Raw genomic sequence first — 16,425 nt, 5'->3', positions numbered from 1 at the left:
ATTTAGTATAGTATTCAATTACAAGAAGAGTGTTACGAAAAGATTTAGATGAGACTTTTTTGTCGTGATACCATCATTGATATAACAAATTTATAATTTCTTATTGGTATAAAATAAAAGCCATATATTTATATATATGACTTTTATAGAAGCAAGTTATAAACTTTGTCGTAATTGTTGATACTCTTGGAAGTTCAATGACTGCGGCCCATCGCTTAAAGCACAAGAAGGGTTAGGGTGAACCTCTATCATTAAACCATTAGCCCCACAGGCTAAAGCAGCCTTTGACATGGGTGCTATCAACTCTCTAATACCTGTAGCATGACTAGGGTCTACAACCACCGGCAGACCTGTCTCTTTTTGCATAATAGGTACAGCAGCTAAGTCTAGTGTATTTCTAGTATAATTATCAAAACCTCGGATGCCTCTCTCACACAAAATAATGTCTTGATTACCATGGGCAGCAATGTACTCAGCCGCCATTATCCATTCATTTATCGTAGCACACATACCTCTTTTTAAAAAGATTGGTTTATTGACATTACCTAATGATTTTAATAAAGAGTAGTTAAACATATTTCTTGATCCTACCTGGATGATATCAGCGTACTCCGATACAACCTCCATATGACTTTCATCCATTAGTTCTGTTATGATGGGCAAACCAACAACCTCTGCCGCCTCTTTTAAATACTCTAACCCTTCTCTGCCTAGACCTTGAAAAGCATAGGGACTAGTGCGAGGCTTAAAAACTCCTCCTCTTAAAACATCTACACCTATTTCCTTTAACGCAGCGGCAGTTTCCATGATCTGCTGCTTTGATTCCACAGCACAAGGTCCTGCTATATATACCGGAGGATGATCTTCACCAAATTTTATCTTTCCAACCTGTACTGTTCTCTTTTCACCGGTTAAAATTTTTTTATCCGCCATAGTCAACCTTCCTAATTCCTTCTTTACAAAGGTTTTTTATTATTTCCTCTATATGCTCGCCATTGTTGGTAATATCTTTTGCAATTTCATAGAGAGGAATCATTACAAAAGCCCTTTCCCACATACGAGGATGAGGTACAGTTAACTTTTCATCATTAGAAGTATAGTCTTCATAGAGTAGAACATCTACATCTATAGTTCTTGGACCCCACCTTATAAGCCTTTTTCGTTGTAGTATTTCTTCAATCTCATTGCAGTAGGACAACAACTCATAGGGAGGTAGGTCTGTATCAATCTCTACAACTACATTTAAAAACACATCTTGATCCGTATATCCTACAGGATCTGTTTCATAGTAAGAGGATACCTTTGTGACAGTAATGGATGGGTGTTGATTGATTTGCTCCACCGCTTGATCTAAATATTCTTTTTTATCCCCCATATTGCTTCCCAAACCTAAATACCCTTTAGCCATTTGACTTTCTCCTTATTTCTATACCAAAATAATCATAGATTCCCCTGACAGGTGCTTCTGGTTTTCGTATAGTAATTAAAATCTCCTTTACCACAGGGAATTGGCTCAAAACAGCATTGGCTATATTTTCTCCCAAGGCTTCTATTAATTGAAACTTTTTATTTTCTACAATATCTTTTGCTATATTATACACTTCGGCATAATTAACAGTATCTTCAACATCATCACTGCTTCCTGCCGTTTTTAAATCAACATACAACTCAATGTCTAAAAAAAACTTTTGTCCTAGAACATTCTCCTCTGGCAATACTCCGTGATAACCATAAAATCCTAAGTTTTTTAAAAGTATTTTATCCATGTTGTTTTAACCTCACGATCGCATCAGTGACCTTAACCGTTCTTACATTTTCTACAATATCATGTACACGAATAATATCAACACCTTGTACAATACCCATGACAGATGTAGCTAATGTTCCTTCTACTCTTTGCTCTGGAGGCAAATCTAAAATTTTCCCTATCATAGATTTTCTTGAAGTACCTAATAGAATAGAATGACCTAGTGCATTAAACTCTCCTAATCTAGCCATGATTTCCATGTTTTGCTCAGGGTTTTTTCCAAACCCTATTCCTGGGTCTAGAATAATCTTTTCTTTTTTTACTCCAGCTTCCAAAGCCATGTTAATAGATTTTTTAAAGAAGTCACTGATAGACTCCATAATATCTTTGTCATATTTTGTTCCTGATTGATTATGCATAACAATAACAGGAACGTCGTATTTTGCAATAACACCTGCCATATCCAAGTCTCTCTGTAAACCCCATACATCATTGATGATATGCGCACCCGCCTGTAGCACTTTTTCTGCTACCTCCGCCTTATAGGTATCTACAGATATAGGAACCTTCACTTCCTTTACCAGCCTTTCTAGTACTGGAAGGAGCCTGCTAAGTTCTACATCAGCAGAAACCTCACCAGCTCCTGGTCTAGTAGACTCTCCCCCTATATCTATAATATCCGCACCCTCAAGCACCATTTTTTGTGCATGTATTATAGCCTTCTCAACATTCAGATAATTTCCACCATCTGAAAAAGAATCTGGTGTTACATTTAAAATGCCCATGACATAGGTCTTAGACCCCAACATCAATGTGTACTGTCCACAATTTAATTCTATTTTTCTATTTGGATAGTATTGAATATTTTGCATCTGAAACAACCTCCAATTTACCTACCAAAGTCAATTAATGCCATGGCTTCTGCTCTTGCTTTTGCATCTTTTTGAAAAACACCTCTTACTACAGAGGTTAGGGTTTTGGCTCCAGGTTTTTTTACGCCCCTCATGGTCATGCACATATGCTCTGCTTCTACTACAACGATTACTCCTTGAGGCTGTAACTTTTCAACAATCGTATCAGCAATCATAGAAGTCAGTCTTTCCTGAAGTTGAGGTCTTCTCGCTATAGTATCCACTACCCTAGCTAGTTTGCTTAAGCCTGTTAGTTTACCATCTTTAGGAATATACCCTACATGGGCTTTTCCGTAAAAAGGTACCAAATGGTGTTCGCATGAAGAATAAAAAGATATATCCTTTACTAAAACCAGCTCCTCATGTTTTTCATCTTGAAAATAGATGTCTAAATGTTCTTTAGGGTCAGCCTCTAACCCCATAAATATCTCTTCATACATTCTAGCAATACGTTTTGGTGTATCTATTAATCCTTCTCTATCAGGATCTTCTCCTATCGCTTCTAGTATGTCTCTTATGGCACGTTCTATTTTTGGTTTATCCATTTTTCTCCCTCTTCCTTTTTTTAGTCTAATGTATCTATATACTGGTTATAATATTCGATCAACTTCTGAGTAATATGATTTTTCTGCAAATCTATTTCTTTATCTTGTATTTGACATATCGGCATAATTTCTAAAAGAGAATTCGTAATAAAGATCTCTTCTGCCATCATTATATCTTCTTTCGTATACTTTCCAACAGCAACTGACAGCTTCGCATCCACTGCAACATCAATAATTTTTTGTCTCATAATTCCTGGTAAAATACCACAGTCTATAGATGGTGTATGCAATATACCATCCTTAACAAAAAAGATATTAGATAAAGTGCCTTCACAGATTTCTCCATGTACATTGGTAAAAACCACTTCATCGTACTGATTGCTTAATGCCTGTTGTCTTACTAAAAAATTTTCCATATAGTTGTTAGACTTAATGTAAGTTAAAATAGAGTAAGGATTTCTTTTTATATTAGTAAAACATAGCTTAAAACCTTTTTTATAGTCTTCACTGGTATATTTATTTTCTCTTGTAGATAAAATAACTTCTTTTTTTTCTGCATTTTTTATACAGGAAATTTTTAGTACACCTGTGGTTAAATGATTTCTTTGTATCAACGCATAGCATTGTTTCTTTAATAAATCTATCTCCAGGTTAAATTGCAAACTTATTTTGTCACAACCATCTTTTAACCGCTCTATATGCTCCTTGAAAAAATATAGGTTATCACCATGAAATTTTATCGTTTCAAAGACACCATAGCCATAGGAAAGTCCCTCTCCTAAAGGTGATATCCCAGCTTTTTCCTTTGAAAGTAAGTGTCCATTTACGGAAATATACATTTTTTTCACCTTAATTCCTATCTTTAACTATTTAGAGCCTCCATCATCGCTCTAGACTTGTGTAGCGTTTCCTCATATTCCAGCTGAGGGTCTGAGTCCCATACCAGACCTCCACCTGCCTGAAAATAAGCTTTGCCATCTTTACATATAATTGTTCTGATAACAATATTTAAATCTATATCCCCATTTAGACCTATATAACCAATAGAACCCGTATAGATATTTCTTTGAGTAGGCTCTAGTTCATCAATAATTTCCATAGCACGAATCTTTGGAGCACCAGTGATAGATCCGCCAGGAAAAGTAGCTGTAATGCAATCGATAACATCACAATTTTCCTTCATTTCTGCCTGTATTGTAGAAACCAAATGATACACTGTTGCATACTCTTCTAATACAAACAACTCAGTTACCTTGACGGTACCAGTTTTTGCTACTCTGCCCAGGTCATTTCTTTCTAAGTCTACAATCATCAACAACTCTGCCTTATCTTTTTCGCTGTTTAGTAAATCTTCTCTATTGGCTATGTCTTCCTCAGGTGTTCTTCCTCTAGGTCTAGTACCTTTGATGGGTCGTGTTTCGATCACATTATCTTTGATCTGTATAAATCGTTCTGGTGAACTGCTTACAATATGTCCTTCTCCAAAATCAATTAAACTTGCAAAAGGAGCTGGATTAATACTTCTAAGCTTTCCATATAACTCATAGGGAGGTTGGTCTATATCACATTCAAAACGTTGCGTTAAGTTTGCTTGATATATATCCCCTGCCCTAATATAATCTCTTATTTTATTAACAGCGTTAACGTATGTCTCCTTTGTAAAATTAGATTTAAATTCTACTGATTGGCTCTTATTACTTATATTTATTTTAACACCTTTTGTCTCTTCTTCATATATTATTTTTGATAGTTTGTTAACAATATTTTCCTCATCTTCATTTATCCCTAAAGCTGCTAGATACGTACGATTCGTATTGTGGTCAACAATAATAATACCATCATATAAACCAAAGTAGCAGTCAGGAATTTTCACGTCATCAATGGCAGTTCTCGGTAGATTTTCAATGTGATGACATAAATCATAAGATAAATATCCTACAAACCCTCCTACAAAAGGAAATTCACTTTTATAATCCATTTTATATTTTGTATATACTTCTTTTAATGTTTCGAAGGGATTACCATAAAAAGTTTCTTTCATGTTATTTTCTACTATTGTGATTTCTTTGTTTTTGCTCTTAAATACCATAAGAGGATTAAACCCAATAAAAGAATATTTTCCTAGCTTTCCATCCGCCATACCACTATCTAGGAAAAAACTATAGGGTTCCTCCTTAAAAATTGTGTATAACTGAAAACTATCTAGTGCAGTATTTATTTCTTTTACGTACATTTTTTCACCCGCTCTTATTGTGATTTTTCTTCTAAAGTATATCCCCACCTAGAACTCAGGTGGGATTTTTTTAGCTTGCTGAAACCAATTCTTGTTGCTTTGCTGTCACTAAAAAATTATTTAAAAGTTCCATACCCATTTCTGTTAAGATTGCTTCAGGGTGAAACTGCACACCTTCAATCCTATAATGTTTATGCCTTATCCCCATAATCTCTCCTTCAGAGGTTTCCGCAGTAATTTCAAAACACTCTGGCAAAGATTCTCGATCTACTACTAACGAATGATACCTAGTGACATTTAAAGGATTATTTAATCCTTTAAACACCCCTTCGTCGGTGTGATAGATGGGATGCACTTTACCATGAACAGGCTCTATAGCCTTTATAACATTACCACCAAATACTTGTCCTATAGTTTGATGTCCTAGGCATATTCCTAGTATAGGGATCTCTCCTTTAAATCTGTTGACTACCTCTATGCATATGCCTGCCTCATTGGGAGTACATGGTCCAGGAGATAGTACAATAATGTCTGGATTTAGTTTTTCTATGTCTTCTATTGTAATGCAATCGTTACGATATACTACAACTTCTTCTTTTAAACTGGATAAATATTGTGTCAAATTATAGGTAAATGAGTCATAGTTGTCAATCATTAATATCAAGCCCTTCACCCCTTAAATTTTTAGATACTATCTAGTGATAGTTCCAATTAATAAAAGCAAAATTTTATAATCTTTTTTACAACTAAATTATACACGTTTTCAAGCTTTATCGTCAAACGAAATTCTGTGAATATCGTCGAAAAAAGCATGTTTGTTAGACTTTTTTCACAGCAACAACCGCCTACATCTCTTGCAAAGACTTGGATATACATGTCTAAATACGCAGAAAACAAAAGATAAATTTTTAACAATTTATTTTTTCCACCTCAGGTTTTCCTTTCCATATGCCCTAATTAATACTGAATTTCTGGCTTTTCATTCTCTTCAAATCGATTACATCCTTCAATTGTTTTACATTCTACACAGGGTCGAGATCTTTTATCTCCTTCATATAGAAGAAAGTCCAGGTCTGATACCAGCTTTTTTCCTTTCCTATGCTTTTCTATAGCCGTTAGTATCAGATGCGTCTCATTGTCAGAATAATTACAATCCCTTAATATAGCCTTTGATAATTCTGCACTAACAAGGGCATGATCTGTTCCATCAGCATATTGTTTCCATCGACCAATATCATGTAACAAAGCCGCTGTATAAATGATTTCCTTTGATACCTTAAGATTTTTCTCAAGAGCAATAATGTAACCTACCCTTGCCACATCTAGAAAATGTTGTAGGTTATGGCGGCAAAAGATACGATCTTTTTCAGCCTCCATATTTTTTTGTAGATACACATTGTATTGAGGGTGGTTTAAAATTTCATTTACTCTCTTCATATTTTCTCCTCCTACATCCGATTCATTACATAAGTACATTGTTTACTTCATCTGTTTTTTTATTAACCACATATTTATAACCATGTAATAAATTTTTAAAAGTCAGTCCCGTTGTATTGGAGACTGACTTTATCTCTATTTGTCTTTTAGGGATATAGGGACTCCCTAAAAATGAGCTTTTTTTATCACAGTTATTTTTAGTTGTTATTGTTTTTCTTGATATCCTGAACTATTTCCTTTTTTAAATCTCCTAAAATATCCTCCATTTGATAAACAAAAGATAATAAATCTATAAAATGAACCGTTTGTTCTTCATTTTTATCAGCTAACTCCTCCATGCTGCCTGCATTCTCCATAGCATGTTTGGATATTTGATGCCATATTTCAGCAATCATAGCGATCTTATTAGAGTTTGTTTCTGTGGTGCTCCAAATTTCATTCATTTTGTCCTTTATTTGAGTCTGAAACTTCAACATACCATCGAAAATGTTTTCTGTAAGGTTGGTTATTTCCATCCCCTTAGATATTTCTTCTACACTTTTTTCAATCTTACTATAAGTCTCCTCCATGGTTTTCGTCATAGTTTGTATTTTTTGATTGATTTCACTGGAGGCTTGTACCGTTTCTTCAGAAAGCTTTTTTACTTCATTTGCTACCACTGCAAAACCTCTGCCATGTTCACCTGCACGTGCTGCTTCAATAGAAGCATTTAAGGAAAGTAAGTTTGTCTGTGATGAAATTGTTTGTATGGTATTGGTAAAACCTTCAATTTCTTTTGAGTTGCTTTTTAATAGATCTATAATTCCAAGAAATTGTTTAAAGGTGGTATCAATCACCTGCATTTGTTCCCCTAGAGAAGCTACAATATCATTGCCTTGGGTTGCTAAATTAAAGGCCTCATTGGTTGTTTTGGCTACTTCCCCAGTAACATGGGATATATTTTCTATATGGGCTACTACTTCGCTTACATTAGCATCCGCTTGCTGAAGCGCTGCACTTTCTTGTATAACATTTTGCACCATGATATTATTTTTTTGAGCAATAAAACCATTGGTCTCACTGGTTTTTTCAATTGTTTTTCGAATAAGCTTAGTGACATCCACAACAACCTCTAATAGTTCCTGCTGGTGTTCTTGATTCTCCTGGTCTTCTAGGCCTTCCTGAACTACTACAGTTTTGGCATGATCGCCTTCTAGATTTTCTTTAGCTGCTTTATTAAAAAATTTCCATTTCACAAGATTGGCCCCCCTTAAATATACAAACTTCAGTATTTATGCGGCGTATACTATTCTCCAAATGCAAGCATAGTAAGGGTTTGGTTAATATGCACCTTCCCATATTGCTCTCCATAAGTAGTAAACCCTACCACTTCTCCCAAATGAGATAGTTCCTTATAAACTTTTTCACAGGCCTTCTCCTTTTCAAATTGAAGGAGTCTTACAATACAGTTAAATCCAATAACGCCCTTCACCTCTGGCAATTGGTCTTTTATGTTTTTTACTGTTTGAGCAGCCGCCAAAACAGGATCTATAGGTTTTAATATAGTGACCATGGTGTTAGGGAAAATTTGGCTATAAAACTGAATAGCACCCTTTTCTAATATTTTGAAGGGAGTAGATATCCAGATTTTTTTAGCATACATACGCCCAATAGGATAACGTGCCATTTGCTCTGCTAGACTTGCTGTCGGGATACCTAATTTTGAGGCATAAGCCTCTGCTGCAGGCATTCCATCCATCTCATAAACAATTCTTCCTCGAATATCTGCCTTCGTAATAAGCAAGGCATGTTCCGTAGGTTCAAAGATATTTTCTCGATAAGTACAGAAGGGATGACTTGTTTTTACAAAAGTGAGTACAGCAGCATTATGGTATACTTTTCCATTAGCACTTACATAGGTCTCGGTAAACTTTAGATCATCCCCTGCACTTCCTCCAACTAGAGGAAATTGATCTGTTTCAAAAATAGAGTGAATTACAGATAAGACCATTTCTTCTGCTGCCTGGAGACCATCCACTAGTAAAATTCCAAAGGCTTTTTTAGACAAGTTAAGATCACTTCGATTTAATCCAGTTTTTTCGAAGGCTTGTATAACATTTTTTCTGTACAACATAGGCTTTGAATGAATATTTTCAATAACCGCTGTGGAGGCATACCAATCACTAGATGAAATACTCATAGCAACAAGAGATTCATTAGAAAAACCCTGTTTTCCTATCTCACCTGCAGAAGTACTTCCAATCACTTCTGCAGCTTCAAAAGCTGCATTTATTTCCTTTGAAACCTGCTGAAAATCATACTTCATACTTGAAAAAAATATAACAAATTTAACTTGCTGCTGTTGAATCTGGTGAATGACTTCTTCAATAGCACTGGCCATATCTGGATTATTACTATATCCCTGTCGAACTTGCAACATCTTCCTTCCCCCCTAGCATAATTTTAGAATTTGTAACTTCTTTGCAGAGTTATATTCATCAGACAACCCACTTATCTTGTCTTCTCCTTTATGATATAATACCGTATTATCTATCCACAACATTTTTTGTACTTTTTTCCACTTCCACAAGGGCATGGATCGTTTCTTCCAATTTTCTTTTTTGTCTTGATATTAAACACTTCGCCATTACCTGCAGAACTCGTAGGCATAAGATGTGGCTTTTCTCTTTGAGCTAACTCTTCAGGGGTATAGCCTTTAATCATCCACTGCCTTGTATTGTTATTAAGATAAATAATTTCTTCTGTAAACCTTTTCATTGTTTCAAAATTAGGTACTTCCAAATGTCGCTGAATAAACTGTGCTATGTTGTTAATGGATTCTCCAGTTCGAATAGCATATATACACTCTTCCACTAAACTACCAGCTTCATTAGGCATGATATTATAATGATCCTTAATGAGTTTCATCATTCTCTCATAAGCATCATTCCTATCAACAAATCCAATCCCCCCCGCTTCATATATTTCATCATAGGAAAAAGGATAGTAGTTTAAATCTGTTCTTTGTCTCTGTTCTTCCTTAAGCTTTTCAACATCAGAAACTTTTTTGTGGCAATATCCCCCATCAACCCTTATGATTTGTCTATAATAGTCTATTGAGTCTTCTATTACCTCTAAATATTCTGGTACAATAATGGAACAGTTTGCTAACTCCTCTAACATAGGAATTAATATGTGTATGTCTAAAACACCATAATAATATAAAAGGCCATAGGTTAAACGAATCCATTTTTCATTACGTTCTAACTTATCAAGGACCTCTTGATTATTTTCGATACTTCTTAGCGCTTCCTCAAATTCTTTTGGCGTTGTTAATACCTTTTTGTCTTCTATTGTTCCCGAAAATACTAACCCTCTACTGCGGTAATACTCTACTTGATGTTTTCTTAAATAAGTATTATAAAGAGCACCATTATTAGCTACAACTTTTTTTACTAACTCAAACCTCCCACGATCTAAATTCCATAAAACCATGGGAAAATCTTCAAACATTTTTTCATTCAATACTTCTACTAATGGCTGTTTTTTAAAGCCACTTACCCCCTGAATTTTCAAGTTTTGTCTAATTTCTGTTAATTCATTCTTTGTAAGAGACATTAACATCTCTTTGAAAGTATATGGAAAATTTATCTTTCTCCACAAAGTGCTTTCTCTTTTTATTTGTCGTTTTTCCATATCCCTCTTCATATCATCCATCGCTTGTAATAATACTGTCTCTATTTTTTCTCCCGTTTTCTCCCTCAAAGTTTCCACTCCTTTAATACTCTGCCTTTTTCTCTAAGTTTTGCCATGGTACTTCTTGAAGTTTCTAGCATAAATTGAATTAAAATTATGTATTTATCTAAATATTATTATAGCACATGGTTTCTATAAATTGTAAGGGAGTGAATCTATTTCCTAGAAGAAAAACATCTATCCTTTCTACTTAGATAGATGTTTTTCCCTGAACTCAAAATATAATTTTTATTCCATTGGCTCATTCACTATTACTGACCACTGTTTTCCCTTATAGGCATTATATCCCTTCGTATGAGCATAACCAATCAGCTGCATCCTGCCACTTTTGTCTTTCTCCAAGGTATACCCATATTCATCTCCCTTTAATACTGCCTGTACCGCTTTAAAATGATTTAGATTCTCCTTTAATATCCGTGTTCTGTCATTAGAAGCAATCACAACACCTTCTTTATTGATCACATAAATATTTCCCTTTTCACTAATCTTTGCATTATCTATAATATCATAGATAAACTTCCAGTCAAACCGTGTAGAAAACACCCCTAAGATTTTACCATTTCCATCTCTTACAGGACAAGAATAAGAAATTGTATATCCTTTTACATCTTGTGAATAGTACATATCTGTTACATACACATCATTTTTTTCTATTGTATTTTTGAACCATTCAGTATGAGCTTTATTGGTGCCTATTAGGCTTTTATCTCTGCCAGTAGCAACCATATCACCATTGATGTCTACTAAAAACAAATCATAATAAACCTCATAAATATCAAGAATACGGTTGATTAAATTGATAGCACCCTCAGTATTTTCATTACTCTTCTCTATCAATGCATTTTTAATAAAATGAAAGGTTGCCCAAGCTTGTACATCACAGTTCCTTTCGAATAAGTTTCTATCTATTTTATCTATAATATCAAAAGCTAAATCCGCTGTCCTTACAGCAATAACCTCATTGGCCTTCTCCTGGATATTGCCTATCAGCATATTGCTCTTCTTATTGGCTTCCGAACTTCTATCAGCAAGTTTTTGTATCTCTTGGGCTACTACTGAAAATCCTCTTCCCCCTTCCCCTGCTCTAGCAGCTTCAATAGCGGAATTTAGAGACAACAATTTTGTCTGTGATGTGATTTGTTCAATGCTTTTCACAACATTTGCCATATTTTTATTCGCTTCTTTTAATTCACTTAAAAGAAACGAAACATTTTTTTGATCTAACAATAGTTTTCCCTCCTTATTTTCCCAAACCTCATAAGTACTTTAAATAAATATATATCTTTTATAGATGTGTACCCCTATACTTAATTTTTAATATACTAAGGGTTACATTTGCAGCCCATGGTTTTTGGGCAAAACCGTAGACCGTGTATATTAAAATTTAGCTTTAAAGGCACATCTATAGTAGGGTTATAATTATTAAACTTTATTTTATCACTAAATTCTGTAAATTAAAAGTCTTTTATTCGACAATCTTTGATATACACTTCCTTTATAAGTAATCAAATACCAACCTCTCCTTTTAGAGAGTGTCCTCATATTTTTCTCCTCTCATGATTCGTATAAACACTGATTTTTATTTAGATAGCGAGTCAATTCTGTATTTTTATTTATTTTTATTGATAATTATACTAACCAACTCTCCCTTTAGTTCCTTTTAATGCAACAGAATATTCTGAGTACACAACCCTGAATACTGTAGTTTATCTGTATTAATACACATGAGTTTTTTTATTCTTGATTACAAGCTTCATTTATAATTATACTAGAAGCAACAATCATTCTGCATATTCTATGTGGAATAGGATTCTATCATTTTATCAGGGGATATTTACATTTCAAATGCTGAAGGGGGATATTTGCTATGGAAGAAAAAAACTTTTCAATCGATCCTACGACAGAAGCGCTGGTGATAAAGGCAGAAAAAGAAGGAATCGAAACGCTATGGGATAGAAAAAAAATCATGAAAACGCCTTGCGGGTTTGGGGAAGAAGGTCTTTGTTGCAGAATATGTGCCATGGGACCTTGTAGAATAAGTCCTACGGCAGGTAAAGGGGCACAAAAAGGTATTTGTGGTGCCACAGCAGATGTTATTGTTGCTAGAAACTTAGTCAGAATGATCGCCGGTGGACTAGCTACCCACTCTGACCACGGAAGAGATATAGCACATGTTTTACATATGGCAAAGAGAGACGGTAATTATAAAATAGCGGATGAGAAAAAGCTTTTAAGCTTAGCTAAAGAATGGGAAGTAGCGACAGAAAACAGAGATATTTATGACATAGCCCATGAAGTAGCCGAAGTTGCACTAAATGAATTTGGAAAACCTTTTGGATCTTTACGACTTCTAGAAAGGGTTCCTGAACAAAGAAAGCAGGTCTGGGATGAGAATAAACTAAAACCCGGTGCTATAGATAAAGAAATCGTAACCATTATGCACTCTACCCATATAGGGTGTTGTGCTGATGCAAAGGATTTAGTACATAAGGGAATGAGGGCTTCCCTTGCTGATGGCTGGGGAGGCTCTATGATCGGTACAGAGTTTAGCGACATATTGTTTGGATCTCCTGTGCCTAGAGAAACAGAGGCAAATCTAGGGGTTTTAGAAGAAGATCAGGTAAACATCATTGTACATGGACATGAGCCTTCCTTATCTGAAATGATCGTTTTAGCGGTAGAAGACCCAGAGCTATTACAGCTGGCAAAAGAAGTAGGAGCAAAAGGCATAAATTTATCTGGTATGTGCTGTACAGCTAATGAAGTTACTATGAGACATGGTGTAAAGATAGCAGGAAATTTTGCTCAACAAGAACTTGCTGTAATTACAGGAGCAGTAGAAGCTGTCATCGTGGATGTTCAATGTATATTTCCAGCTCTTTCACCACTTACAAAGTGCTATCACACTAAATTTATTACCACATCTCCAAAGGCCAAAATTTCAGGTGCAACCCATATAGAATTTGAAGAAGAAAAGGCTTTGGCATCTGCTAAACAAATCGTTAAAGAAGCTATTCTCAACTTTAAAAATAGAGACAAAGAAAAAGTATTTATTCCTAAGACAAAATCTCCAGCGATAGTTGGATATAGTGTTGAATCTATAAAGAGTCAGCTAGATAAAGTAGTGAATTCTCATATTGACCCAATGGGAACCTTAAAACCACTGGCAGATGTTATTAAGGCTGGTGTATTAAGAGGAGCAGCAGGGGTTGTTGGATGTAATAATCCTAAAGTAAAACATGACTACGGACATATAGAACTGATGAAGGAGTTAATCAAAAATGATGTTATTGTTGTAACTACAGGTTGTGCCGCACAGGCAGCAGCAAAAGCAGGGTTGATGAGTAAGGAAGCCAGAAAGTTTGCTGGAAAAGGCCTTGCAACAGTATGTGAACTTGTAGATATACCACCGGTACTTCATATGGGTTCTTGTGTTGATATCAGTCGTATACTTATGTTAGTAGCTGAACTAGCTGAAATGTTAGATGTAGATATGAGTGCCTTGCCAGTAGTTGGTGCAGCACCAGAATGGATGTCAGAAAAAGCGGTTTCCATTGGAACCTATGTCGTCACATCCGGTATCGATACCTGGCTTGGTGTAGCTCCCCCTGTAACTGGTAGTGCCGCGGTAGTTGATCTGTTGACCAATAAAGCAGAGGCTGTGGTAGGAGCTAGATTTTATATTGAGCCTGATCCATATAAGGCAGCACAGCAGATGATTGAAAGAATAGAAGAAAAGCGTGAAGCTTTAGGATTATCACTTGCAGAAGCAGAGGCATAAACTCAGTGAATTCCTTCCAGCCAATTGAAGCATCGGAAAGTACATAGGGTCTTATACCCTAACCAAAAATTCGGATAAAAAAAACAAACCTAGCGTTTAAATGTAAATATTACTAGATTTAATTAGCTAGGTTTGCTTTTATCCAATACTTCACTAAGTTATCTCCCCCACTATTTAGTTAGGTAACGTAGTCTTTGCTTCTTTTAGCTGGAAGTGTTCTTTGATTTAGGAAGTAATTATATATTTTTAAAATGCCCTCTTTAATTTGACTATTGTCTGTCTTACAAATACTAATTTTTAATAAATCTACTGCTTGATTTTTTTGTAAATAACTTTCTCGAATATCTTTAATAATAATATCATCTTTTTTAAATTTAGATAGCATTATGTCATAATCTATAGGCTTGGAAGATCGCATCGAAAGAAAAAAACCAGTATCTGGAATATTTACGTCTAAAATTTCACTATCAAAACTACTACAAATATCCTTTAAATAATCCATGCGATCTTTATAGATATTTCTTAAGCGTGTTACTGAGCGTTTAAACATGCCATTACTTATATAAAGATCTAAAGCCCCCTGGCGGAGTACGGAGGTACGAATATCCGTACACTGTTTATATTTTAAAAATTGTGGTATTAGTATCTCCGGTAAGACTACTGCTGCAATTCTTAGATCAGGTAATAAGATTTTTGAGAAGGTTTTTAGATAAATTACCCTATTTGTATTATCTAGTGAATAGATGGGATCATTGCGGGTATTGGTATCCAAATCCGGAAAGTAATCATCCTCTAAAATATAGACATCGTACTTCTGTGCTAACCTTAAGATTTCTTTTTTTTGATCCATTGAATAAGTACCGCCGGTTGGATCATGAAATCTGGGTACCATATAGAAGCACTTGATATCTTCTTCTCGAAAAATTTTTTCTAACGCACCCAAATCAATCCCATTAAAATCTCTATTAATCCCTATGGTTCTAGCTGAATATAACTGCAAATTTTTAATCATTCTATCGTATGTAGGATTTTCCATTAGAATAGTATTTTTTCCATTGGGAAATTGAAGATTAGCTAATATATTTACAGCTTGCTGTACTCCTGAGGTAACTACAATTTGATTAGATTTACAAAAAATTTGATAGTCTTGGAGATGCCTCATAAGGGTTTCGATTAAAGAAGACAACCCTCGAATTTCTCCATAAGAGAATAACTGCATCCTATCTCTTTCCATCACTTGATTTAGACAATGGTGAATTTCATCATAAGAAAATACACGTATATCTGGAAGTACTGTAGAAAAGTATATGGAAGATTTACTTAGATCTTCTTTTTTTTCATGCTTCGACACCAAGTAATAGCCGCTTTTAGGAACAGAGTATATAAAATGTTCTTGCTCTAGCTCTTTATAGGCTCTAACTGCTGTTAAAGTGCTACATTGAAATTTATCTGCAAGCAATCTTACAGAAGGGAGTTTTTGTCCAGTTTTTATTTTTTCTTCTTCCGATAAGTTTCTTATATAGTCTATAATCAAACTATATTTACTCAAAACCGTCCTCCGCAAAGGCTTCGCCACATCTAAGTCCTCGGCATCCACCACATGTACAGGATTTTTCCATACCTTCACAAAGCTTATACTCTCCCCCCTCAATCCTCAGCACCTTACCATTCACTAGTGACTCTGCAAGTTTTTTTCTAGCATCATTATAAATCCCCTGAACAGTTGTCCGTGCAATATTCATTTTACCTGCACACTCTTCTTGCGTGAAGCCTTTTAAGTCAATCAGTCTTATGGTTTCATACTCATCAATAGTCATGACAACAAAATGTTCCTCATTATTCACAGCATCAAGCGGCCCAAATCGATCACTCTCCGGCAAACAACAGACTTTCCTCCATTTTCGTGGTCTAGGCATAATTTTTTCACCTCTTTCCAATTAGTTTTTGACATATGTCACTTTTAACTTTTATTATACTTTATTTGTGACATATGTCAATATTTTGTTGGAATATTTGGAAGATTTTTATGTGTTTCT

General features: G+C 35.0%; 16 protein-coding genes. 1 reads left to right on the top strand and 15 read right to left on the bottom strand.

The window, feature by feature from the left end; genetic code table 11:
• Positions 1-156: 156 nt before the first annotated feature.
• From aroF to CACET_RS04490, 13 genes are all read right to left on the bottom strand, one after another.
• A complete protein-coding gene (gene aroF / locus CACET_RS04550; RefSeq protein ID WP_044823427.1) occupies positions 157-933 on the bottom strand; it encodes a 3-deoxy-7-phosphoheptulonate synthase in 777 nt (258 codons plus the stop codon).
• A complete protein-coding gene (gene folK, locus CACET_RS04545; protein WP_044823428.1) occupies positions 923-1,408 on the bottom strand; it encodes a 2-amino-4-hydroxy-6-hydroxymethyldihydropteridine diphosphokinase in 486 nt (161 codons plus the stop codon). Before folK ends, aroF begins: the two co-directional genes overlap by 11 nt.
• Positions 1,401-1,766, bottom strand: coding sequence for a dihydroneopterin aldolase (gene folB, locus CACET_RS04540; protein ID WP_044823429.1), 366 nt, complete (start codon positions 1,764-1,766; stop codon positions 1,401-1,403). The genes folK and folB overlap by 8 nt, the downstream gene beginning before the upstream one ends.
• Positions 1,759-2,556 carry a dihydropteroate synthase gene (gene folP / locus CACET_RS04535; RefSeq protein ID WP_044823511.1) on the bottom strand — a complete coding sequence of 266 codons (798 nt, stop codon included), beginning with the start codon at positions 2,554-2,556 and terminating at the stop codon, positions 1,759-1,761. Before folP ends, folB begins: the two co-directional genes overlap by 8 nt.
• An 80-nt stretch (positions 2,557-2,636) precedes the next feature.
• Entirely contained in the window at positions 2,637-3,203 is a 567-nt protein-coding gene (gene folE, locus CACET_RS04530) for a GTP cyclohydrolase I FolE (RefSeq protein WP_044823430.1), read from the bottom strand.
• Positions 3,204-3,223: 20 nt separating this feature from the next.
• Entirely contained in the window at positions 3,224-4,042 is an 819-nt protein-coding gene (locus CACET_RS04525; RefSeq protein WP_044823431.1) for an aminotransferase class IV, read from the bottom strand.
• A 23-nt stretch (positions 4,043-4,065) separates the two neighbouring features.
• Entirely contained in the window at positions 4,066-5,436 is a 1,371-nt protein-coding gene (gene pabB / locus CACET_RS04520; protein WP_044823432.1) for an aminodeoxychorismate synthase component I, read from the bottom strand.
• 70 nt (positions 5,437-5,506) lie between these two features.
• Positions 5,507-6,100, bottom strand: a complete 594-nt coding sequence (locus tag CACET_RS04515; RefSeq protein ID WP_044823433.1) for an anthranilate synthase component II — start codon at positions 6,098-6,100, stop codon at positions 5,507-5,509.
• Between the two features lie 293 nt (positions 6,101-6,393).
• Complete coding sequence (locus CACET_RS04510; protein ID WP_044823434.1) at positions 6,394-6,873, bottom strand: HD domain-containing protein; 480 nt, start codon at positions 6,871-6,873, stop codon at positions 6,394-6,396.
• Positions 6,874-7,070: 197 nt separating this feature from the next.
• A complete protein-coding gene (locus CACET_RS04505; protein WP_044823435.1) occupies positions 7,071-8,108 on the bottom strand; it encodes a methyl-accepting chemotaxis protein in 1,038 nt (345 codons plus the stop codon).
• Between the two features lie 50 nt (positions 8,109-8,158).
• Positions 8,159-9,292, bottom strand: coding sequence for an FIST signal transduction protein (locus CACET_RS04500; RefSeq protein ID WP_044823436.1), 1,134 nt, complete (start codon positions 9,290-9,292; stop codon positions 8,159-8,161).
• Between the two features lie 110 nt (positions 9,293-9,402).
• Complete coding sequence (locus CACET_RS04495; protein WP_044823437.1) at positions 9,403-10,617, bottom strand: YecA family protein; 1,215 nt, start codon at positions 10,615-10,617, stop codon at positions 9,403-9,405.
• Between the two features lie 219 nt (positions 10,618-10,836).
• Positions 10,837-11,835 carry a methyl-accepting chemotaxis protein gene (locus CACET_RS04490; RefSeq protein WP_044823438.1) on the bottom strand — a complete coding sequence of 333 codons (999 nt, stop codon included), beginning with the start codon at positions 11,833-11,835 and terminating at the stop codon, positions 10,837-10,839.
• A 640-nt stretch (positions 11,836-12,475) separates the two neighbouring features.
• Here CACET_RS04490 and cooS point away from each other — a divergent pair.
• On the top strand, positions 12,476-14,389 hold the full coding sequence (cooS, locus tag CACET_RS04485; RefSeq protein ID WP_044823439.1) for an anaerobic carbon-monoxide dehydrogenase catalytic subunit: 1,914 nt from the start codon (positions 12,476-12,478) through the stop codon (positions 14,387-14,389).
• A 178-nt stretch (positions 14,390-14,567) separates the two neighbouring features.
• On the opposite strand, the gene CACET_RS04480 is transcribed toward cooS, so the two are convergent.
• Both CACET_RS04480 and CACET_RS04475 read right to left on the bottom strand, forming a co-directional pair.
• On the bottom strand, positions 14,568-16,016 hold the full coding sequence (locus tag CACET_RS04480) for an aminotransferase-like domain-containing protein (RefSeq protein ID WP_242846876.1): 1,449 nt from the start codon (positions 16,014-16,016) through the stop codon (positions 14,568-14,570).
• A complete protein-coding gene (locus CACET_RS04475; RefSeq protein ID WP_044823441.1) occupies positions 15,931-16,305 on the bottom strand; it encodes a DUF134 domain-containing protein in 375 nt (124 codons plus the stop codon). The genes CACET_RS04480 and CACET_RS04475 overlap by 86 nt, the downstream gene beginning before the upstream one ends.
• Between the last annotated feature and the right edge of the window lie 120 nt (positions 16,306-16,425).

The organism is Clostridium aceticum (assembly GCF_001042715.1).
In the GTDB taxonomy this organism is placed as follows: Bacteria; Bacillota; Clostridia; order Peptostreptococcales; family Natronincolaceae; genus Andreesenella; species Andreesenella acetica.
Note: the sequence above shows the minus strand (reverse complement) of the source record. Positions and strands in the feature narration are given on the sequence as shown.